The 22,375-nt window shown below is 46.4% G+C and carries 22 protein-coding genes; 16 read left to right on the top strand and 6 right to left on the bottom strand.

Annotated elements, in window-relative coordinates; all coding sequences use genetic code 11:
* Positions 1–10 precede the first annotated feature (10 nt).
* Positions 11–628 (bottom strand): 3'-5' exonuclease KapD, encoded by a 618-nt coding sequence (kapD, locus tag ACKTRM_RS14580; RefSeq protein WP_003152084.1) that lies wholly within the window; start codon positions 626–628, stop codon positions 11–13.
* 151 nt (positions 629–779) lie between these two features.
* Between kapD and ACKTRM_RS14585 the strand changes: the two genes are divergently transcribed.
* The 3 genes from ACKTRM_RS14585 to ACKTRM_RS14595 all read left to right on the top strand — a co-directional run bounded on the left by ACKTRM_RS14585 (position 780) and on the right by ACKTRM_RS14595 (position 4,423).
* A complete protein-coding gene (locus ACKTRM_RS14585; RefSeq protein ID WP_007408659.1) occupies positions 780–2,024 on the top strand; it encodes a multidrug efflux MFS transporter in 1,245 nt (414 codons plus the stop codon).
* Between the two features lie 89 nt (positions 2,025–2,113).
* Complete coding sequence (locus ACKTRM_RS14590; protein WP_012118304.1) at positions 2,114–3,988, top strand: transglycosylase domain-containing protein; 1,875 nt, start codon at positions 2,114–2,116, stop codon at positions 3,986–3,988.
* A gap of 21 nt (positions 3,989–4,009) precedes the next feature.
* Complete coding sequence (locus ACKTRM_RS14595; protein WP_003152080.1) at positions 4,010–4,423, top strand: thiol-disulfide oxidoreductase DCC family protein; 414 nt, start codon at positions 4,010–4,012, stop codon at positions 4,421–4,423.
* A gap of 14 nt (positions 4,424–4,437) precedes the next feature.
* Here ACKTRM_RS14595 and ACKTRM_RS14600 read toward each other — a convergent pair whose 3' ends face one another.
* On the bottom strand, positions 4,438–4,995 hold the full coding sequence (locus ACKTRM_RS14600) for a YufK family protein (protein WP_007408662.1): 558 nt from the start codon (positions 4,993–4,995) through the stop codon (positions 4,438–4,440).
* Between the two features lie 174 nt (positions 4,996–5,169).
* Between ACKTRM_RS14600 and malK the strand changes: the two genes are divergently transcribed.
* The 6 genes from malK to nupQ all read left to right on the top strand — a co-directional run bounded on the left by malK (position 5,170) and on the right by nupQ (position 12,619).
* Positions 5,170–6,771: a malate sensor histidine kinase MalK gene (malK, locus tag ACKTRM_RS14605; protein WP_012118305.1), complete on the top strand. Its 1,602-nt coding sequence runs from the start codon at positions 5,170–5,172 to the stop codon at positions 6,769–6,771.
* Positions 6,764–7,471: a response regulator gene (locus ACKTRM_RS14610; RefSeq protein ID WP_003152077.1), complete on the top strand. Its 708-nt coding sequence runs from the start codon at positions 6,764–6,766 to the stop codon at positions 7,469–7,471. The genes malK and ACKTRM_RS14610 overlap by 8 nt, the downstream gene beginning before the upstream one ends.
* Positions 7,472–7,872: 401 nt before the next feature.
* Positions 7,873–8,946, top strand: a complete 1,074-nt coding sequence (locus ACKTRM_RS14615; protein ID WP_012118306.1) for a BMP family lipoprotein — start codon at positions 7,873–7,875, stop codon at positions 8,944–8,946.
* A gap of 141 nt (positions 8,947–9,087) precedes the next feature.
* The gene (locus ACKTRM_RS14620) at positions 9,088–10,620 is read left to right on the top strand and encodes an ABC transporter ATP-binding protein (RefSeq protein ID WP_012118307.1); all 1,533 of its coding nucleotides are present in this window, start codon (positions 9,088–9,090) and stop codon (positions 10,618–10,620) included.
* Positions 10,613–11,659, top strand: coding sequence for an ABC transporter permease (locus tag ACKTRM_RS14625; RefSeq protein WP_012118308.1), 1,047 nt, complete (start codon positions 10,613–10,615; stop codon positions 11,657–11,659). Before ACKTRM_RS14620 ends, ACKTRM_RS14625 begins: the two co-directional genes overlap by 8 nt.
* Positions 11,660–12,619, top strand: coding sequence for a guanosine ABC transporter permease NupQ (gene nupQ, locus ACKTRM_RS14630; protein WP_003152071.1), 960 nt, complete (start codon positions 11,660–11,662; stop codon positions 12,617–12,619).
* Between the two features lie 43 nt (positions 12,620–12,662).
* Here the strand turns inward: nupQ and ACKTRM_RS14635 are convergent, their stop codons facing one another.
* The gene (locus ACKTRM_RS14635) at positions 12,663–12,881 is read right to left on the bottom strand and encodes a hypothetical protein (protein WP_007408668.1); all 219 of its coding nucleotides are present in this window, start codon (positions 12,879–12,881) and stop codon (positions 12,663–12,665) included.
* Between the two features lie 243 nt (positions 12,882–13,124).
* Here ACKTRM_RS14635 and ACKTRM_RS14640 point away from each other — a divergent pair, with 243 nt between their 5' ends.
* From ACKTRM_RS14640 to mnhG, 7 genes are read left to right on the top strand one after another with little or no spacing between them, the layout of a single operon-like run.
* The gene (locus tag ACKTRM_RS14640; RefSeq protein WP_012118309.1) at positions 13,125–15,527 is read left to right on the top strand and encodes a Na+/H+ antiporter subunit A; all 2,403 of its coding nucleotides are present in this window, start codon (positions 13,125–13,127) and stop codon (positions 15,525–15,527) included.
* Positions 15,524–15,955, top strand: a complete 432-nt coding sequence (locus tag ACKTRM_RS14645) for a Na(+)/H(+) antiporter subunit B (RefSeq protein WP_007408670.1) — start codon at positions 15,524–15,526, stop codon at positions 15,953–15,955. Before ACKTRM_RS14640 ends, ACKTRM_RS14645 begins: the two co-directional genes overlap by 4 nt.
* Complete coding sequence (locus tag ACKTRM_RS14650; RefSeq protein WP_003152063.1) at positions 15,955–16,296, top strand: Na(+)/H(+) antiporter subunit C; 342 nt, start codon at positions 15,955–15,957, stop codon at positions 16,294–16,296. The genes ACKTRM_RS14645 and ACKTRM_RS14650 overlap by 1 nt, the downstream gene beginning before the upstream one ends.
* The gene (locus tag ACKTRM_RS14655; RefSeq protein WP_041482212.1) at positions 16,289–17,770 is read left to right on the top strand and encodes a Na+/H+ antiporter subunit D; all 1,482 of its coding nucleotides are present in this window, start codon (positions 16,289–16,291) and stop codon (positions 17,768–17,770) included. Before ACKTRM_RS14650 ends, ACKTRM_RS14655 begins: the two co-directional genes overlap by 8 nt.
* A 5-nt stretch (positions 17,771–17,775) precedes the next feature.
* On the top strand, positions 17,776–18,252 hold the full coding sequence (locus tag ACKTRM_RS14660) for a Na+/H+ antiporter subunit E (RefSeq protein ID WP_007408672.1): 477 nt from the start codon (positions 17,776–17,778) through the stop codon (positions 18,250–18,252).
* A complete protein-coding gene (locus tag ACKTRM_RS14665; RefSeq protein WP_012118311.1) occupies positions 18,252–18,536 on the top strand; it encodes a Na(+)/H(+) antiporter subunit F1 in 285 nt (94 codons plus the stop codon). The genes ACKTRM_RS14660 and ACKTRM_RS14665 overlap by 1 nt, the downstream gene beginning before the upstream one ends.
* Positions 18,520–18,894 carry a monovalent cation/H(+) antiporter subunit G gene (gene mnhG, locus ACKTRM_RS14670; protein WP_003152056.1) on the top strand — a complete coding sequence of 125 codons (375 nt, stop codon included), beginning with the start codon at positions 18,520–18,522 and terminating at the stop codon, positions 18,892–18,894. Before ACKTRM_RS14665 ends, mnhG begins: the two co-directional genes overlap by 17 nt.
* Positions 18,895–18,933: 39 nt before the next feature.
* Here mnhG and ACKTRM_RS14675 read toward each other — a convergent pair whose 3' ends face one another.
* From ACKTRM_RS14675 to ACKTRM_RS14685, 3 genes are all read right to left on the bottom strand, one after another.
* Entirely contained in the window at positions 18,934–19,317 is a 384-nt protein-coding gene (locus ACKTRM_RS14675) for a hotdog fold thioesterase (RefSeq protein WP_012118312.1), read from the bottom strand.
* A 21-nt stretch (positions 19,318–19,338) separates the two neighbouring features.
* The gene (locus tag ACKTRM_RS14680; protein ID WP_003152052.1) at positions 19,339–19,983 is read right to left on the bottom strand and encodes a response regulator transcription factor; all 645 of its coding nucleotides are present in this window, start codon (positions 19,981–19,983) and stop codon (positions 19,339–19,341) included.
* Between the two features lie 80 nt (positions 19,984–20,063).
* The gene (locus tag ACKTRM_RS14685; RefSeq protein WP_012118313.1) at positions 20,064–22,364 is read right to left on the bottom strand and encodes a histidine kinase; all 2,301 of its coding nucleotides are present in this window, start codon (positions 22,362–22,364) and stop codon (positions 20,064–20,066) included.
* Positions 22,365–22,375: the final 11 nt, after the last annotated feature.

Below are 22,375 nucleotides of genomic sequence, written 5' to 3' on the forward strand. Positions count from 1 at the left end.
TTGGGTTTTTTTATGTGGCCCGGCGAAACAGTTCAGTCAGATCGACGCGATCACCGATCGTCGGAGGTTTCGGTTTTTCAAGATATTGTTTATCCCGCTCGACAAGCTTGAATAATTTGTATGTCGTCCGCGCATCATCCAGCGCTTTATGATGCGTGCCCGTCCCTTTATCGCCATACTCTTCTGCCGCTTTCCAAAGGCCGGTCAATGTTCTGTCGCCGAAGAAGTTTTTGTATTCAAGGGACAGATCCCGAAGTTCTCCTTTGAACGGAAAAGGGATGTGGTTAAACATGCAATTTTGCTTTAACACTTTCATATCCATATTGCCCCAGGTGACGATCGTACAGTTTTTATCAGGATCAAGCTCATTTAATTTGCGGATGAATTCATTAAACGTGATTCCGCCGTCCACGTCTTTTTGGGTGATATTCAGAAAGGTTTTGCATCGTTTCGTCAGCTTCGGAAATTTTTTCGGTTTGATATAACTCGAAAACGTTTCAGTCACTTCATCATTCACCGTCTTGACAATCCCCGCTTCAATAATCTCGGGAAAGAAATTTTGCGGGCTGTATTTTCCGTCAGGCATCGTAAATTCAAAATCAATAATGAGCAGACTGCGCTGATCCACTTTTTTTACACCTGCCTTTCCTCCGATCAAAAATGATATTTTATGATAGTATATCAGTTTCCCCTCTGAAACTTTCTTCATTTTCTAAAAATAATGAATTTTCCTATATCCGCATCGAAAATACAAATACCGGATTCATTCCTATATACTAATGATTAGATACACGAAAAGTAAAGAAGGTGATGTTATTTCTGTCCGTAAGAAGAACTTCGTCGTCATTTGGATTACAAATTTCTTTATTTCCGCCAGCATGACCATGATTGTTCCGTTTCTTTCGTTATATATCGAAACGATCAGCCCCCATTCGGGCGGGTATGTGCAGAGATGGAGCGGGTATGTGTTCGGCGTCACGTTTTTAATGGCGTTTGTGATTTCCCCGTTTTGGGGCAGATTCGGCGATAAGCGCGGCTACAAAAAAATTCTCTTGATTACAGGAACCGGCATTGCCGTCAGCATTTTATTGATGGGGTTTGTGACATCCGTTTATCAGCTGTTTGTCCTGCGGCTGCTTATGGGTCTAGTAACAGGCTTTGTTCCGACATCGCTTGCCATGATTTCGGCGCAGACGCCGAAAGAGACTGCCGGGAAGACGCTCGGCACGCTGCAGATGGGTCAGGTGTCAGGCACTTTATTCGGACCGATGCTGGGCGGGCTGCTCGCTGACAGCTTCGGGTTTACGTACACATTTTTTATTACGTCTTTTGTCATTTTCGCATCCGTGCTTCTCGTTTTATTTCAGGTCAATGAGCAGCCGCTCGGCGAGAAACAAAACAAGCGGAAAACCTATTCCAGAAAACAGGTGCTCTCTTATATTTTTCACCAGCCCGCGCTTTGGGCGATGATGGTGCTTACTATGATCGTGCAGACCGGCAATTTCAGCATCCAGCCGCTGCTCGCTTTATATGTCAATGAGCTGCACGGACCTGTTAATTTAGCCTTTTTCTCCGGAATGGCGTTTTCAGCGACCGGACTCGGAAGCTTACTGCTTGCCCGGAAATGGGGGGACTTCGGCGACCGCTTCGGCCACAGCCGGATCTTAATCGTGCTTTTGATTGCCTCAGCGGTGTTTTTCATTCCGCAGGCGCTCGCCTCCTCCCTCTCCATTCTGTTAGTCTTCAGATTTCTGTTCGGCATGGTCATGGGCGGCACGCTCCCCTGCATTACGGCCGCAATCCGCGTCAGGGCGCCGGGCAGCATCCAGGGAGAGGTGCTCGGCTATAACGTCAGCTTTCGTTTTCTCGGAAATGTGCTCGGCCCTCTGCTCGGAGGTGCGGTCTCAAGCGGTTTTTCCATTTCGGCTGCTTTCTACGTCACCGCCTTTCTCTTTTTAATAGGCGCGGGGCTTTTATGGATGGCGGGACATCTGCAAAAGGATACAGCGTCAAATGCGGGCTGACCGGCAGCGATCACGATTTCTTCTAAATTTAACCTTCTCGTATTCTTAAAAGAATGATACGATATGGCTAGAAATCAGGAGAAAAGAGAGTGACCATGGTACGTAAAATAATCGGATGGATTTTGCTGCTCGGCATTATCCCGTTGTGTGCATTTACAGTTATTGCTTCCGGCAAAGAGGTAAAACAAATCAAGCCTTTTGATCAGGTGCTCGATAAACATATTGATTTAAAAGCGATCAACCTGGTTCAAAACAGTTACATGTATGACAGGGACGGAAGCCTTGTTTCTGAGATTGTCAGCGATCATGAGAACCGCGTGATCGTGCCCTTTAATAAAATACCGAATGAGGTAAAACAACTGTTTTTAACCTCTGAAGACCGTCATTTTTATGAGCATAAAGGGTTTGACTTTATGGGGATGGTCAGGGCGGCCGCCTCCAATTTCAAAGATCATAAAATTGATCAGGGCGCCAGCACCATCACCCAGCAGCTGGCAAGGAATGTGTATTTAAGCCATGAACGCACCTTCAGCCGAAAACTGACGGAGCTGGCCTATTCCTATCAGCTTGAGAAAAAATACAGCAAAGATGAGATTTTAGAAGGCTACTTAAATACGATTTATTTTAATAACGGCGTATACGGTGTCGGTTCGGCGGCACAATTTTATTTCAGCAAGCCGCTGAAATCTCTCACTTTGGGAGAAATGGCCTTTATCTGCGCCATCCCTAATAACCCTACATTATATGATCCTCTCAAGCATTTTGATTATACGAAAAAACGACAAGTCAGATTGCTTAACGGATTAAAAAAAGCAGGTGTTATATCCGGGAAACAGCTGAAAAAAGCCGAAAAGGAAAAGATCAAGCTTGATATAAACGAAAAAACAAATAAATATCCTGACTATGTTTCCTATGTAAATGATGAATTCACACAGCTTGTTTCATCATCCGAAGGCTATGACAAACGTCTTGAAAAAGCTTCCGGAAAGGCGAAACAAAAAATACAGAGTGAGCTTTCAGACAGAGTCAGCACATTGTTAAAAGACGGCGTGAAGATTTATACGGCGCTGAATCCGTATATGCAAAACCAGGTCGTCGCCCAAGTGAATCAAAATCTGCCGTATGCAGGCGTCCAGGGCGGAGCGGCCGTGATTAATCATCAGACACATCAGATTATCGCGCTTTCAGGCGGGAAAGATTACCATAAATATGATTTCAACCGTGCCTATCAGGCATACAGACAGCCCGGTTCATCCATTAAGCCGCTGCTTGATTACGGACCTTACATTGAAAAGACCGGCGCAACGCCACACAGCAAGATTGACGCAAGCAAATTCTGCAGTGCGGATTACTGCCCGCAAAACTACAATAACCGCACGTACGGTACGGTCACGCTGGAAACGGCGTTTAAATACTCGTACAACACACCGGCCATCAGAATCATGGACCGCGTCGGCGTCAATAAGGCGTTCAGCTACCTTGAACCGTTTCATTTCGCGAAGCTGGTCAGCGCGGATTACCGTCTGCCTGCGGCGCTTGGCGGTTTTACAAACGGCATGACTCCGCTTGAAATGACCAATGCGTACACCACGTTCGGCAACAACGGCGTTTATACGCCGAGTCACGCGATTACAAAAGTGACTGATTTAAAAGGAAAAACGATATTAAAATGGAAAGATGAGCCGACGCAGGTATTCAGCGTGCGGACCAACATGCAGATCAAAGAAATGATGAAAGCCGTCGTCAAGAGCGGTACAGGAAAGAAAGCGAACTTTAAAGCTCCGTACGTCGGCGGAAAATCAGGAACGTCAAATGACTATCACGATATGTGGTTTGTCGGCCTGACGGACGCTTATACGATGGGGGTATGGGTCGGCAAGGATACACCGTCAAGCGTCGAATACCTTCATGACGCAAGCCCTCAGCTTTCGATCTGGAAAAACACGCTGCAGGCAGCTTATTAAAGATAACGGAGGGGATCCGCTTTGAAACCAGCTCAGCTTCCGGACCGCGTGCTTTTGTTTGACGGCGTCTGCAACTTATGCAGCGGCGCCGTTCAATTCATCATTAAACGCGATCCGGCCGGCAAAATCTCATTTGCTTCATTGCAATCAGATACCGCCCGGGAGCTTTTGGCATCAGAAGGACTTCCGACAGAACAATTTGACAGCATGATTTTTATCGAAAACGGGCGGATATACAAAAAATCCGCAGCCGTGTTAAAGGTTTCCCGTCATCTCCGCGGAGCCTGGCGGCTGTCAGCGATTTTTTTCGCAGTGCCCCGCCCCCTCAGGGACAGAGCCTATTCTTTCATCGCCCGGCGCCGTTACAAATGGTTCGGAAAAAGGGAAGCATGCATGCTCCCCTCCCCTGAGATCAAAAACAGATTTCTGTCTTAACAAAAATGGCTAGCTTACACAGGTAAGCTAGCCATTATGCTATTATAAAGCTTGATAAAGATGTACAAAATACCGATAACAAAAGTAAACCAAAACAGAATCTCAAGCAATATAAAACCGATCAGCGAAACGATAGAGAGTGTCGAATAGATTCTGTACACCATGAAAATCAAATAAACGAGCGTAACAACAGCAAATAACGCCGCAATCCAAAAACCATTCTGCACGAGCGCAAAGGAAAGAATTCCTCCGCCTACATAAATTAAAGAGCCTAATCTGATTTTTTTCAGATTGTCCCCTTCAGGGTCATTTGTGAAAAACAAAAGAGACAGCTCTGTCACTGTGTTTGCAATCAGCTTCAAAGCCGAAAAGAGCATAAAATACACAAGGGCGAACGCTGCAAAAAGCGCCAGTCTGATCCCTTTCTCAGAGAAATAATCCAGCATCCCCTGATACATGCCGAGCGTCTGAAGTATCTTCATGACATAAAGCGAGGTAGAAATGGATAATGACGAACTAAAAAGCAGAATCGCAACGAGCGGAAAATAACCCGTCCAATAAGTATTTTTCATATAAAAAGTCCCTTTCTGTAATCTACCTCACTTATTATGGAGGACTTAAAACACATTGACAAGATAAAAAATACCATTTTTCCTCACTTTTACGAAATAAGGGCCTGATCTTCACAAACCGGCTTTTTCGGAGTAAAGTAGAACGCGGGAATGATAAACGTAAGGAAGGCTGTTATGAAAAAAACATTAAAATTGCAAACCCGATTAACGATTTTCGTCTGTATTGTCGTCCTTATCGCACTTTGTATCACCTTTTTCACGATCAGCGTCCAAACAGCAGACCGCGTGAAAGAAGAAGAACGGACGACCGCGCTGCGCACCGCAAAGCTGGTCGCGGAAACACCGAGTGTCGCGCGGGCATTGCAAACAAGAAAAGGGCTGAAAGAGCTCCGGGATTATACATTAGACGTCCAGCATACGACAGGAACCGAATTTGTCGTGGTGATGGATATGAACAGCATCCGCCTCACCCACCCCGACGCAAATAAAATCGGGAAGAAATTCACCGGCGGAGATGAACAGCCGGCGATGCACGGGCATATCAAAACGAGCACATCAGCGGGAACTCTCGGAAAATCCATGAGAGCCTTCGTACCGATCTATGGAAAAGATAAAAAACAAGTGGGCGTCGTTTCGGTCGGAATTTCGCTTAACAAAATACAGGATGTCGTCAGCCACAGTTTGAGACCGCTTTATTTCATCATCTGCGTAAGTATTTTTGTCGGCGTCATCGGAGCCGTCATTGTCGCCCGCACCGTCAAAAACATTATGTACGGTCTTGAGCCTTATGAGATCGCCACCCTCCTCGAAGAGCGGAGCGCCATGCTCGAATCAACGAAGGAAGGCATTCTGGCGGTTGACGCGCGGGGAAAAATCAAGCTCGCCAATGCGGAAGCGAAACGGCTTTTTATTAAAATGGGTATTCCGACTAATCCGGTCGATCAAGATGTGAACGATATTCTCCCGAAAAGCCGGCTGAAACAAGTGATTGAAACGAAAAAACCGCTTCAGGACAGGGATATCCGCATTAACGGGCTTGAGCTGGTCTTTAATGAGGTTCCGATTCATCTGAAAGGACAAACCGTCGGAGCGATCGCCACGTTCAGGGACAAAACGGAGGTCAAACATTTAGCAGAACAGCTGTCCGGTGTTAAAATGTATGCAAACGCATTAAGAGCCCAGTCTCATGAATTCATGAATAAGCTTCATGTTATTTTAGGGCTTGTCCAGTTAAAAGAATACGATGATCTCGGCACTTACATTAAAGACATTGCCATTCAGCAGAAGACGGAAACAAGCGAGATTATAAGTGATGTCAAAAGTCCGGTTCTCGCAGGGTTTCTTCTAGGAAAACAAAGCTACATACGCGAACAGGGCGCTGATCTGGACATTCAGCTCGGCAGCCTGATCCCGAATGCGGCAGATCCGGCCGTCATCCATGAGCTTATTACGATTATCGGAAACCTGTTAAACAACGCGCTCGACGCGGTGGCGCAGATGCCGAAAAAAAACATTACGTGCTCGATGCGGTTTCAGGATCGCCAGCTTGATATAGAGATTACGGACACGGGAGCCGGAATGTCTGCGGCAGACCAAGCCCGTATTTTTGAACAAGGTTATTCCACGAAAGGGACAAACCGGGGGTTCGGCCTCTATTTCACCCAGCAGGCAACAGAAAATTTAAAAGGCCATATGATTGTGACAAGTGAAAAGAATGAAGGAACGACTTTCAGTCTTCGCATTCCGTATGAACCGAAGGAGGAAAATGATGATTAATGTACTCATAGTTGAAGACGACCCCATGGTGGGTGAATTAAATAAACGCTATCTCAGCCAGATTGAAGGATTTCAGCTGAAAGGGATCGCATCATCCTTTCAAAGCGCGCTGCACGTGCTGAGCGAGCATCATATCGATCTCATCCTTCTTGACATTTACATGCCGGGAAAAAACGGGCTTGAGCTATTAACGGAAATCCGCAAACAAAATGAATCGGTTGATGTCATCGTCATTTCGGCCGCAAGCGAGCTGGACGTCATCAAAAAAACGCTTCGGTACGGCGCCGTCGATTATTTAATCAAACCATTTGAATTTGACCGCTTTCAAACCGCTCTTTCCGACTACAGACGCAAGCAGAAAGTTTATCAATCACACAGAAGCATGACACAGAAAGAATTGGATGCCGAGCTTTTTCAAAAGAAAGAAGCGGCGGAAAAGGTTCACCTTCCGAAGGGATTGACAAAAAGCACGCTTAAACTCATCTGGGCGAGCATTGAGTCTTTCGGTGACGGCTCTTTTACCACGGAAGATCTCGCCAAGCATACTGAAATCTCGCAAGTCTCCATCCGGAAATACCTTAAATTTCTGGAAGACATACAAGTGCTGAATGTAGAGATGGCGTACGGCACGATCGGCAGACCCGTCTTCCAATATCATATCAACACCGGCAATGTCAGCAGCATCAAACAATATTTATAATGTCAAAAAGCGCCGTTCCGCTGTGAACGGTGCTTTTTTACTGTCATATCCCGTGACAAAAGGCTTGAGATTCCTTTTTTGTATGCTATATAAGGATAATGACCCGGCTGATCCTCCTCTGTTTTATCCAGATGAGGAAGCCGATTCATAAAATTGATATTTTTTAAAAAATAAGCAAATTTCTATTTATTTATGGCGGGTAAAATGATAAATTATGATTGGTTAGCAGATCTTTTCAGATAAGTCATAAGTCCCGAACCCGAAAGAGACAGCCGCTCAAGGCGGGAAAAAGAGAGACGTCTCATCATTATTATCAGAAAGTTTTTTCGATTCTGCATCCGGTACGGGGACTCAAGTCTGAATTGAACGGCACAGCCATATTTTACAGGGGGGTTATATCTTTGAAAAAACGCAAAATCGGAATGGCGATGGCGCTCATCGCGGCGGCCGGAACCATATTAAGCGCATGCGGTTCAAGTGACAAAGCAAACGGCTCCGGCAGTAAAAACTTTACCGTCGGCATGGTAACGGATATCGGCGGCGTCGATGACAAATCATTTAACCAGTCCGCCTGGGAAGGTATTCAGGCATTCGGAAAAGACAACGGGCTTACAAAAGGCAAAAGCGGTTTTGACTATCTTCAATCAAAATCAGATGCAGATTATACAACGAACTTAAATAAATTAGCGCGGGAACACTTTGACCTGATTTACGGCGTCGGGTATCTGATGCAGGATTCCATCAGCGAAATCGCCGATCAGCGCAAAGACACCAATTTTGCGATCATTGACGCCGTTGTCAAAAAAGACAACGTGGCGAGCCTTACATTTAAAGAGCAGGAAGGTTCATTCCTCGTGGGAGCGGCCGCTGCGCTATCGAGCAAAACGGGAAAAGTCGGATTCGTGGGCGGAATGGAGTCTGAATTGATCAAAAAATTCGAAATCGGCTTCCGCGCGGGTGTACAAGCCGCAAATCCGAAAGCGACCGTCGAAGTGAAATATGCGGGCGGATTTGACAAAGCCGATGTCGGTAAGGCGACGGCTGAAAGCATGTACAAATCAGGCGTTGACGTCATTTATCACGCGGCCGGCGCAACGGGAACGGGCGTCTTCACAGAAGCGAAAAATCTGAAAAAAGAAGATCCGAAGCGGAACGTATGGGTCATCGGAGTTGATAAAGACCAGTACGCGGAAGGTCAAGTCAAAGGCACAAAAGACAATGTCACTCTCACATCAATGGTCAAAAAAGTGGATACAGCCGTAGAGGACTTAACGAAAAAAGCGAGTGACGGCAAATTCCCGGGCGGCAAAACATTAACATACGGTTTGGCGCAAGATGCAGTCGGCATCTCGGAACACAAGGAGAACCTTTCTGACGACGTCATCAAAGCAACAGACGATTGGAAGAAGAAAATCGCGGACGGACTCGAGATCCCTTCAACTGAAAAAGAATTGAAATCCTTCAAGGCTGAGTAAGAACCAGGGGATAAGGAGACTTCCGTGCTGATCCCCTCTCTTTTATGAAAAGAGCGGTGAAGGAAAAGCTGCATCTCTTGCAGCTTTTCTTTTGCCAAGCTCTTTCTCATCAAAGTATCTCTGAAAAGGAGCGTCAAATCGGTGGATTATATCATTGAAATGCTTAATATACGCAAGGAGTTTCCCGGAATCGTCGCCAATGATGACGTCACGCTTCAAGTGAAAAAAGGCGAAATACACGCCCTTCTCGGTGAAAACGGCGCCGGAAAATCGACACTCATGAACGTTTTATTCGGCCTGTATCAGCCGGAAAAAGGCGAGATCCGGGTGCGGGGCGAACGCGTTCACATCAACAGCCCGAACAAAGCCAACGATCTCGGCATCGGGATGGTGCACCAGCATTTTATGCTTGTGGATACCTTTACCGTCTCAGAAAATATCATTCTCGGAAAAGAGCCGAAAACTTTCGGCCGAATTGACAGACAGCGCGCCGCCCGGGACGTGCGCGATATTTCCGACCGTTACGGCCTGCACATTGATCCTGAAGCCAAAGTTGCCGATATTTCCGTCGGTATGCAGCAGCGGGCGGAAATATTAAAGACCCTCTACAGGGGCGCCGACATTCTCATTTTTGACGAGCCGACCGCGGTGCTGACTCCGCACGAAATTCAAGAACTGATTCAGATTATGAAAAATCTTGTAAATGAAGGAAAATCAATCATTCTCATCACCCACAAATTAAAAGAGATTATGGAAGTCTGCGACCGTGTCACCATCATCCGGAAAGGAAAAGGCATTACAACACTCGATGTCGCACATACGGATCAAGATGAACTGGCAAGCCTTATGGTCGGACGCGAAGTGTCATTCAAGACGGATAAACAAGCGGCCGATCCGAAACAAGAAGTGCTTTCACTTTCTGATGTAACGGTTAAAGACGCGCGCGGCGTTGAGGCGGTCAAACAGCTCTCCCTCTCAGTCAGAGCCGGTGAAATCGTCGGCATTGCGGGCGTTGACGGAAACGGCCAGTCTGAATTAATTGAAGCCATTACAGGTCTCAGAAAAACGAATGCCGGCACGATCACGTTAAACGGCAAACAGCTGCAAAACATGCCGCCCAGGAAAGTCACTGAAGCCGGCATCGGGCATATTCCGCAGGACAGGCATAAACACGGGCTCGTCCTTGATTTTCCGATCGGAGAAAATATCGTGCTGCAAAGTTATTACCAAAAGCCCTACTCTTCTTTCGGCATATTAAATAAACACACGATTTATGACAAAGCGCGAAACCTGATTAAAGAATACGATGTCAGAACACCTGATGAATATACGCCTGCGCGCGCTCTCTCCGGAGGGAATCAGCAAAAGGCCATTATCGGCCGGGAAGTGGACAGAAATCCGGATCTTTTAATTGCGGCCCAGCCGACGCGGGGACTCGATGTCGGCGCGATTGAATTCGTCCATAAAAAGCTCATTGAGCAGCGTGACGCCGGTAAAGCGGTGCTTCTGTTATCTTTTGAACTTGATGAAATAATGAATCTCAGCGATCGCATCGCCGTCATCTTTGAAGGCAGCATCATCGCAAACGTCAATCCGCTTGAAACAAACGAGCAGGAGCTCGGACTTTTAATGGCGGGAAGTAAGCAAATGGAGGCGGGGAAAACACATGATTAATCGACTTTCTCATCTGGCTGTGCCGCTGATTGCGATCATCCTTGGATTAGCTGCGGGTGCGGTCATCATGCTCGCCAGCGGCTACAATGTCGTAAGCGGGTATTCGGCTCTTTGGAGCGGCATTTTCGGTGAAGTGTATTACATCGGGGAATCGATCCGGCAGATTACGCCATATATTTTATCCGGATTGGCCGTGGCATTCGCATTTCGGACCGGCCTGTTTAATATCGGGGTTGAAGGACAGCTCCTTGTCGGCTGGACCGCCGCGGTGTGGGTCGGCGCTTCCTTTGACGCCCCCGCTTACATCCACCTTCCGCTTTCGTTATTGGCGGCTGCGGCTGCGGGCGGCATTTGGGGCCTGATTCCCGGATTTTTAAAAGCCCGTTTTTTTGTCCACGAAGTGATTGTCACGATCATGATGAATTATATCGCTCTTCATTTAACCAATTATCTCATTTCCGATGTCATGACGGACCACCGGGACAAAACAGACAAAATTCATGAAAGCGCGTCGCTCCGCTCGCCGTTTTTAGAACAGCTGACAGATTACTCCCGCCTTCACTGGGGCATTCTGATTGCTCTGTTTGCGGCAGTCCTCATGTGGTTTATCATTCATAAAACAAAAAGCGGATTTGAATTCCGGGCTGTCGGCTTTAACCAGCACGCCGCACAATACGCCGGAATGAGCGTCAGAAAAAATATGATGTACGCCATGATGATTTCCGGCGCCTTCGCGGGGCTTGCCGGCGCGATGGAAGGACTCGGAACCTTTCAATACGCGGCGGTTAAGGGCGCCTTTACCGGCGTCGGCTTCGACGGCATTGCAGTTGCGCTTCTCGGCGGCAGCACGGCAATCGGCGTTGTTCTGGCGGCATGTCTTCTCGGCGGCCTTAAAGTCGGGGCATTAAATATGCCGATTGAATCCGGGGTGCCTTCTGAAGTCGTTGACATCGTCATCGCCATTATTATTTTGTTTGTGGCATCAAGCTACGCCATCCGTCTCATCCTTGATAAATTGAAGAAAAAGGGGGCGAAGTAAGTGGACTTCCTGCAGATTTTATCCATTATTGTCCCGGCAACACTCGTATATGCGGCTCCGCTTATTTTAACCGCTCTCGGCGGCGTGTTTTCTGAAAGATCGGGAGTTGTCAACATCGGTCTTGAAGGACTGATGATTATCGGCGCCTTTACAAGCGTCATGTTCAACTTATTTTTCGGACGCGAGCTTGGCGCCGCCGCTCCGTGGCTCGCCTTGGCTGCGGCTATGATTGCCGGCGGACTGTTCTCACTGATCCACGCGGCCGCCGCGGTTTCTTTCCGCGCCGATCAGACGGTAACCGGTGTGGCGATCAATATGCTCGCGTTAGGAGCGACACTGTTTATCGTCAAGCTGATCTACGGAAAGGCCCAGACTGATAAAATCCCGGAGCCCTTTTACAAAACGAACATTCCCGGGTTAAGCGATATTCCGGTTTTAGGAAAGATTTTCTTTTCCGACGTATATTATACGTCGATTTTAGCCATCGTACTGGCCTTTGTTTCCTGGTTTATTTTATTCAAAACGCCGTTCGGCCTCCGCATCCGTTCTGTCGGGGAACATCCGATGGCGGCCGATACGATGGGAATCAACGTGTTCGGCATGCGCTATATCGGCGTCATGATCAGCGGGCTGTTCGGCGGGCTCGGCGGCGGTGTATATGCTTCCACGATCGCGCTTGATTTCACGCACTCCACCATTTCCGGGCAAGGCTTTATCGCTCTTGCCGCGCTGGTTTTCGGCAAATGGCATCCGATCGGCGCGCTCGGGGCTGCGCTGTTCTTCGGATTTGCGCAGAGTTTGAGCATTATCGGCTCGCTTTTGCCCCTGTTCAAAGACATTCCGAATGTATACATGCTGATGGCTCCTTACATTCTGACCATTCTCGCGCTTGCCGGCTTCATCGGCCGCGCGGATGCGCCTAAAGCCAACGGCATCCCTTACATTAAAGGAAAACGCTGATTGCCACAAAAAAGAGTTCCGCACCCTGGTGCCGGAACTCTTTTCACCTATATACGATTCTGATATACTCACGCGGCTGAAACGGTGTTTGCATTGATTCAGCCGCACTCAGCTTGTCTTCTGCGTATTCCGCACCGAGAAAAAAACGCTCCCAATTATCTGCCTCCGTCTGCTGCCGCGTTTTGCAGAAATCGTCCGCTATGAATGTTCCTGCAATAATAGAACAAAATATTCCAATACAGGCCGCCGCCTTTCTCTTCATCTGACCAGCTCCTTTTTTAAAAGCTTGATCTGAAAGATAAATGTATATACAAAGATCAGGATATTTGATAAATTTATTTTAGGTTCAAAAGACCACAAAAACACAGAAAGGAATACATTATGCCGTAGCAGGGTAAAAAAAAGTGCGATATAATTTGTACTGGGTCCTATGACCGTGAATTGATTGATTCACTCTTACATAAAGCAGTTGCTTGATGAAAAAACAAGCAAAGGAGGTCTTCTGTTGCAGCTGTTACATTTCGCGATTTTGGCGCCTTTTTTATTTACATTTATCGTTCCCTTTCTTTATAAACGGGTAAAACAAGTCCATACAGGCTGGTTTGTGCTGATAGTGCCCGTTGTGCTGTTTGTTTACTTTATCAGCAAGCTCCCTGTAACAATGGCTGGGGAAACCGTCCGGTATGCGGCCGAATGGATTCCGTCCCTCGGTATTAACTATACCGTTTATCTTGACGGACTCGGGCTGTTATTCGCTTTATTGATTACGGGCATCGGCTCTTTAGTGACGCTTTACAGTATTTTTTACTTATCGAAGGACAAAGAAAAGCTCGGCCCCTTTTATGTGTACCTGCTGATGTTTATGGGCGCGATGCTCGGCGTTGTGCTCGTCGATAACGTCATCGTGCTTTATATGTTCTGGGAGCTGACAAGCCTGTCATCCTTCTTATTAATCGGGTATTGGCATAAGCGGAAGAAATCACGCTACGGGGCGGAAAAGTCACTGCTGATTACCGTCGGCGGCGGGCTGTGCATGCTCGGCGGCTTTATCCTGCTGTATCTGATGACGGATTCTTTCAGTATTAGGGAAATGGTCAACCAGGTGCATATTATCGCAGGCCATCCGTTCTTTATTCCGGCGATGGTTCTCCTGTTATTGGGGGCTTTTACGAAATCAGCGCAGTTTCCGTTTTATATCTGGCTGCCTGATGCCATGGAGGCGCCGACTCCTGTCAGCGCCTATCTGCACTCGGCTACAATGGTGAAAGCGGGCATTTATGTGATTGCCAGATTCAGTCCGGTTTTTGCATTTTCACCCGTCTGGTTTTGGACGGTTGCCTCAGTCGGTCTGATCACGATGGTATGGGCTTCCTTTAATGCGATGAAACAAACCGATTTAAAAGCGATTCTGGCATTTTCCACAGTCAGCCAGCTCGGTATGATTGTATCGATGCTCGGCGCAGGAGCCGCCGCGCTTCATTACCAGCATTCAGAGTATTTTACGGCGGCTGTCACCGCGGCTGTGTTTCACTTAATTAACCATGCTACTTTTAAAGGAAGTTTATTTATGGCGGTCGGCATTATCGACCATGAAACGGGAACACGGGACATCCGCAGGCTCGGCGGCCTGATGGCGCTTATGCCGGTAACGTTCACCGTTTCACTGATCGGAACGTTTTCCATGGCGGGCCTCCCTCCGTTTAACGGCTTTTTAAGTAAAGAAATGTTCTTTACAAGTATGCTGCGGATTGCTCATGCAGATATTTTCAGTCTGGATACGTGGGGCGTGCTGTTCCCCGTTCTCGCATGGATCGGGAGCGTCTTCACTTTCATCTACAGCATGAAGCTGTTTTTCAGAACGTTCAGCGGCGCGCGCAAACCTGATCAGCTTGAAAAGACGCCGCATGAAGCTCCGCTCGGCATGCTGATTTCGCCGGTCATTCTTGCCGCTTGCGCCGTCAGTCTGTTTTTTGCACCGAACGTTTTGTCTTACAGCCTGATTGAACCGGCGATGAACTCCATTTATCCGGCTCTGTTAACCGGCGGAGATACATTCCATGTTCATATTTCCCAGTGGCACGGGGTGACGGCTGAGCTAATGATGACCCTCGGTATCATCATTGTCGGCACGATCGGTTACGTAACGCTGTCTAAATGGGAGCGTTTGTACGGTCTGTTTCCGAAAAAACTGACGCTGAACAAGCTTTACGATGCGGTGACGGGCAGTATGGAAAAAAGATCTTACCAGCTGACGTCATCGTATATGACCGGATTTTTGCGGGATTATCTGCTGTATATCTTTGCGGCGTTTATCATTCTCATCGGAACGGCGTTCGTCACAAAAGGCGGCTTTTCCATGACAGCGAAAGGCATGGCTGAAATCGGCCTGTATGAAATCGTGCTGTCCCTCGTTATGGTGAGCGCAACGATTGCGACTGTGTTCGCCAAATCGCGGCTGACGGCCATTATCTCACTCGGTGTTGTCGGGTACACACTCGCGCTGTTTTTCGTGATTTTCAGAGCGCCCGATCTGGCGCTCACGCAGCTCGTCATTGAGACGATATCCGTCGCCTTGTTTCTTCTTTGTTTTTACCATCTGCCGAAAATGCGGCGAAAAAAGAAGACAAGAACATTCCGGATGACGAATTTTATCATTTCTCTCGGTGTCGGCGTCATCGTGACAATGCTCGGAATCGCGTCTTCCAGCGAAAAAACAAAAGACAGCATCTCCTCCTTTTTCACCGCTTACAGCCATAAGCTCGGGGGAGGAAACAATATCGTCAACGTCATCCTCGTTGATTTCAGGGGATTTGATACGATGTTTGAAATCACGGTGCTGTCGATTGCCGCACTCGGGATTTACGGCATGATCAGAACGAAAGTAAAAGAGGAGGGAGAAGAGCGTTGAGACAGCAAAACACAAACGACATCATCCTTCAGACGGCAACGAAGCTTGTATCTTTTATCATTCTGCTTTTCTCTTTCTATTTATTTTTATCGGGGCATAACGCTCCCGGCGGAGGATTTGTCGGCGGACTGATTACGTCTTCGGCCATCGTGCTGTTGCTTTTGGCCTTTGATTTAAAAACCGTCAAATCGATTTTGCCCGTCAATTTTATTTATGTGGCGGGCGCGGGTCTGCTTATCGCGATTGCAACGGGTGCAGGTTCGTTCTTATTCGGAGCACCCTTTCTCACCCATACATTCGGCCATTTTCATCTCCCGGTGCTTGGGAATACGGAGCTTGCGACGGCCACTTTGTTTGATTTAGGTGTGTATCTCGTTGTTGTCGGCGTGACGATGACCATTATTCAAACGATTGGAGAGGAAGAATAGTGGAAATCTTAATGTCTGTCATTGCCGGTATTTTGTTTATGGCGGCAACCTACCTGCTGCTTTCTAAAAGTCTGCTGCGCGTGATTATCGGCACCGCGCTTTTAAGCCACGGCGTCCATTTGCTGCTTCTGACCATGGGCGGACTGAAAAAAGGCGCCCCTCCCATACTGGGCGGAAAAAGCACGTCGTTTGTCGATCCGCTGCCGCAGGCACTCATACTGACGGCGATCGTTATTTCGTTCGGCGTCACGTCCTTCCTGCTTGTGATGGCGTTTCGCGCCTATCAGGAACTGAAAACGGACGATATGGATCGAATGAGGGGAAATGATCAACATGAATAACTTTGTGATATTGCCTATTCTGGTGCCGCTGCTTGCCGCAGTGCTGCTGATTTTTATGAACAGGCACGTGATGCTGATGCGGGTATTCAGCACTGCCGCTTCCTGTGTCTCCATCGTCATCAGCGCCGCTCTCGTTCAGACGGTTTTCACACACGGGATTCAGACGCTGACACTCGGCGGCTGGAAAGCGCCGTACGGCATTGTGCTCGCCGCGGATCAGCTTGCCGCACTGCTTGTTTTGACAACCGCCATAATCGGGCTGCTCGTCACCCTGTACTCCTTCCGCTCCATCGGAGAAAAAAGGGAGCGCGCTTTCTATTATTCAGGGGTGCAGTTTCTTCTGGCCGGCGTAAGCGGAGCGTTTTTGACGGGTGACCTGTTCAACATGTACGTCTTTTTTGAGCTTCTGCTTATCGCGTCCTACATGCTGATCGTGCTTGGCGGAACGAAAATTCAATTAAGAGAATCATTGAAGTATATCGTGTTTAACATTGTGTCATCCGCGTTTTTTGTCATCGGCGTCGGTTACTTATATGCGGTGACGGGCACGCTGAATATGGCTGACCTAAGCGTAAAAATAAGCGAATCGGGCCAGACCGGGCTGATAACCGTCATCGGCGTCCTTCTTCTCGTCGTTTTCGGTTTAAAGGGCGGGATATTCCCGCTGTATTTCTGGATGCCGGGCTCTTATTACGCCCCGCCGGCTGCGATTTCGGCCTTATTCGGGTCTCTTTTGACGAAAGTCGGCCTGTACGCCATTTTAAGAGTATTCACCCTGATCTTTATTCACGATACGGGCTTTACCCACCAATTGATGATGTGGCTTGCGATGCTGACGGTGTTATTCGGCGTAATCGGATCTATCGCCTTTTCGGATGTCATGAAAATCGTCATCTACAATATTATTACAGCCGTCGGCGTGATTTTGTTCGGCATTGCCATGAACACGCCGGCCTCCATTCAAGGAGCGGTTTATTACTTGATTCACGATATGCTGATTAAAGGAGCGCTGTTTATGCTCGCCGGCACGCTTATCGCTTTGACAGGCACTGCCAGCCTGCATAAAATGGGCGGACTGATCACCCGTTATCCCGTTTTGGGATGGATGTTCTTTATCTCAGCCATATCTCTGGCCGGCATCCCGCCGTTCAGCGGATTTGTGGGCAAGCTGAAGATCGCGGAAGGCGGGTTCGATAAGGGGGAAACTTTGTTTTCCGTATTGATTCTCTTATCAAGCCTGCTTGTGCTCTATTCCGTGCTGAAGGTTTTTACGACGGCTTTTTGGGGGGAAGAAAAAGAAATCCCCGGCGCAGGCGGACGGTCCGCAAAAGGACTTCTTTATCCGGCAGCCGCTTTTCTCCTTTTGTCGCTTCTGTTCGGGCTCGGAACCGAATGGGTTTCACCGTATGTCAATCAGACGGCTGAGAATCTGCTGAATCCGGAAAAATACATTGAAGCTGTTTTGAAGGAGTAGATGGCATGGCTTTTCAACTATTATTAAATGTTCTTCTCGCTGTTTGCTGGATGTTTCTCACAAACAGCCTCAGCGCGGCGGGTTTTATGACCGGATTTATCGCGGGCTTGGCGGCGCTGTTTTTTTTCCGGCGCTTCTTCTCGCGGCCGTTTTACATTTGGAAAATATGGTCAGTCATCAAACTGGCGCTGATCTTTATAAAGGAATTATATTTGGCCAATGTCAGCGTGCTGAAAACCGTTATATCGCCGAAACTGAACATCCGCCCGGGCATTTTCGCGTTTAAGACGGAATTGACGGAGGATTGGGAGATCACGCTGCTCTCGCTGTTAATCACTTTAACACCGGGTACGCTCGTGATGGATATCTCCGATGACCGGTCGATTCTCTATATACACGCCATGGACATTGAAGATGCGGAGAAAGCGATCCATGACATCCGCGTCTCTTTTGAGAAAGCCATTCAGGAGGTGAGCCGCTGATGTTTACGTTTATTCTGCAATTATCACTCGGCATTATGGCGGTTTCGACTCTTCTGTACGTCATTCGCGTCATAAAAGGGCCTACGATACCGGACCGGGTCGTCGCGCTTGATGGGATCGGCATTAATCTGATTGCCATGACCGCGCTTGTATCCATTCTCTTAAACACATCGGCCTTTTTGGACATCATTCTGCTGCTCGGCATTTTATCGTTTATCGGCACGATTGCCTTTGCTAAGTTTTTGGAGAAAGGAGAGATTATCGAAAATGATCGAAATCGTTAAATGGGCCGTCGCCGTTTGTATTCTGATGGGATCGCTGATCTGCCTGGTCGCGTCTTTCGGCACACTCAGGCTTCCTGATGTGTATACGCGCGCCCACGCCTCTTCAAAAGGCTCGACACTCGGCGTTAATTTGGTATTGCTCGGGGTGTTAGGCTACTTGTGGATGCTGACCGGAGAAATTTCTGTAAAAATACTGCTCGGCATCATTTTTATCCTGCTGACGGCGCCGGTCGGAGCGCACCTCATATGCAGGGCCGCGTACAATTCGGGAGCGGCGCTTGATAAAAGAAGCGTACAGGATGATTACAAAGGAATCAGAAACTTTGTGATCAAACGAAAAGAAGATTCATATTTGTAAAAACAAACAGCCGGACGATTCAGGGTTCCGGCTGTTTGTTTATTTTGTTATAACAGCCAGTGTGCAGCGGGAAACACAGATCAGCCTTTCCCGTTCATCGAAAATGTTAATCTCGTACACAATGGTTGCCCTGCCTGTGTGAACGGGTTTCGCAATCGCTGTGACCGTCCCGCCCTCTTTCACGGATTTTAAATGATTAGCATTAATCTCAAGCCCGACACACGCCTGGTTCGACCGGTCGATAAAATGCTGGGCCCCGACACTTGCAACAGTCTCCGCCAGAGCTGCTGACGCGCCACCATGCAGATATCCGAAAGGCTGCACCGTCCTCTTATCCACCGGCATCACCGCCACGCATCTCTCCGGCGTATTTTCAGTGATTTCAATACCGAGTGCGCCGAGCAATGTATTGTTCAGATTCATAGGTCATTCTCCCTTCAAGATTTATAGTACGTTATCTGACTTGGCGATCAGCACCGCTTCAGTTCGGGAGCCGACATTCAGCTTGTTAAAAATGGACGTCAGGCTGTATTCAATCGACCGCTTGCTTAAGTGAAGCGCATCTGCGATTTCCTGATTGGTCAAACCTTTTTCGACCTCTTGGAGAATATGGCGCTCTCTCGGGGTTAACCGATCCTGCTCACTTTGAGGGGAAGAAGACGTTTTTGTTTTTTGCTGGGTCATCAGCTGTTTGAAATAGGAGAAATCAACTAAAATCTGTCCGTTGAGCACGTGATATATGTATTGCATGATTTTCTCTTTAGATTCGGTTTTGCTGATGGCGCCATGCAGGCCCGCGCGGATGGATTCTTCAAAATAATCTTCAACCTCATAGCCTGTGTAGACAATGATTTTACAGAGAGGATTCTCTTTTAAGATTTTCTTGGAAAGCTCTATGCCGCTGATGTCATCACCCAGATTTAAATCCATTAATATGAGATCGTAAGCTGAAAAATCATGCCGGAGAACGAATTGTTCACTGGCATCAGGACTGAGGCAATCGACAGAAAGATTCGTGTCCGTTTCCAGAATCGTCTTGGTGCCCTCCATGACAGCCGGATGATCATCAATCACTAGTATCTTTTTCATGGTTTCCTCCCTTTTACTCACTCATTTCCATTTTATTAAAAAGACTTGGCTTCTGCCAAGTCGATTTGGTGATAAATTGGTTACAATTCCATTTCAATATCCGCTTTAAAACCGTTTCCTTCACTTGTGTCGATTTTCATCCGTCCGTCAAGCGCACGGACGCGCTCCTTAATACCCGAAAGACCCATGCTCATCGACTGCCCGCCGCCTTCTTCCTGATTGCAGCCGACACCGTCGTCTTCATAATGCAGAATCACTTTATTTTGAATGCTGATCAGCATAATCAGCACCTCATTCGCCTGTGAATGCTTCATGGCGTTCGAAAGAAATTCCTGAATAATGCGGTACAAATTCAGCTGCGTATCCAAATCCAGCGCCGCCGTAAACCGGCCCGTATTCAGACGGATATGAAACGGCGCACGCTCCTGCTGCTGTGCGGCAAGCTTGGATACCGCCTTGACCAGGCCCAAATCATACAGCAGCTGAGGACGAAGCTCATGGCACGTCTCCCGGGTCATCAAAATGACATCCGACATCTGCTCATTCATCTGATGAAGCTTGTCCTGCACCTCTATGTGGCAAGGCTCCTCTTTCTTAAAATCGGCCAGAAACAGCTCACACTGGCGCTTCAAAGAAATCAAGTCCTGCAGCACTGAATCATGCAGATCACGGGCCAAATCCGAACGCTGCTTTTCCTCGATCGTAAACATCAGCTTTTTTAGCCAGACCGGGTTTGTCTCTTGTTTCTTTAAATCTTCGAGATGATTCATAAGTTCTTCGATTTTAAGCACATTCTCCATCGTAATACTGGTGTAGAATGATAAGGTTTTTAACCAAGAAATCTCATCCCAAGTTAGTTTCGGAGTATTCATAAATGATAAACACAGTACAATGTATGATTTAGTGCCCCGTTCCCCTATTTTCATTAAAAACCCTTTATCCACCTGAACTATCTTGCCAATTTCACTTGTCGTTTCAGCTAATTGATGAGAATACAGCTCCCATAATTTTTTCTCATTATCATTAAAAAAATACCTTACATTTAAGTCTCCTTCTACCTCTAAAACACATACTTTACTAACCATCAAAACTTCAAGTAGAGTAGATTCAAGTTCAGTGAATACTTGCTTTAAGGATGAAGCTCCTTTAATTATTTGAGTAAACTTGAATATGCTGTCCTGATAATTATGTTTTTCAGAAAAACGCTTTAAACGGAAACGAAAATCTAAGATCTCTTTTGAATAAAACACAGCCAACATAATAATATATGTCAGCAAAGTTAGTTTAAACGTATAAAACTCTGAGTTTGGATCTTGTACAAGATCATAAATTGTAATAATAAGTAAAGTAGGAGTGACAGCTAAAAGACTATAATATTTCAACCGCCCAATAATAAAATCAATTTCATAGATTTTATTAGTCATAAATTGATAAACTAAAGAAAAAGGAATTAATAAAAGAAAAGGCGCAACTAAAAAAGAAGAAACATAATAGTCATTAAAAATGATGTAGGGTGCCACATACAAAAATACAAATGGTGAGAAAGCAAAAATATTAATTAAAAGAAAAGTCTTAAGAATATTTGCTTGCTCTGTTTTTTTGTACTTTATTAAACCTACAGTAATGAAAAATAAAGCTATCAAATAAAGGAGAGATATTGATACTAAATTAACTTTCCCCACTACTCCTCTTTCAAAGCAATGCCTAAAAAACTCTAGTATTATATTAATAACAGGGACTGTATATAAAGCAACAAAAACTTTCCCGTTAAAAATCTTGTATCCAAATTCTTTGATATATTGATAAATAAACAAGAGATAATTTACCGGTACGGATATTAAAGTTATGACATTTACGTATCGGCTTATTATATCTCCTTTTGATGAACCTCCCGCACTTACATATGCTATACCAGTAGTGAGTAAAAAGATGATCAATATAAAAGCTGAAACTGAATCTTGCTCCTTATTAATTTTTAAAATAAGGATAATACAACTAAGGCATACAAAGAAAAAAATAACAGGTATTAAATAAACAAATAAGTTGTCTTCACTTAATAAACTTAAATTTTTCAGATCAACTATTTCACCAGATCTTTCAACTGTCATAGACCTTACGTTTTTCAATGTATTTTGTTTTAAATCTTTTGGTTCAACGCTCTTATTCTGATTAATTTTAATTACAATGTCACCTTTTTTAACACCAGCATAATATGCCATTGTGTAATCTGATACTTTGGTAATCTCTATTTGATTCTTATTATTAACATTTGCGGTGGCTCCTACAAATAAATTATTTACATTTATATAAGTTAAATAGAAAATATAAGACAAGCTGAGTAAAATTAATAAAATGGAATACGTATTTTTAGATAACTTCATATTTACCCCTG

This window comes from Bacillus sp. D7-8, from assembly GCF_052055895.1.
GTDB lineage: Bacteria > Bacillota > Bacilli > Bacillales > Bacillaceae > Bacillus > Bacillus velezensis.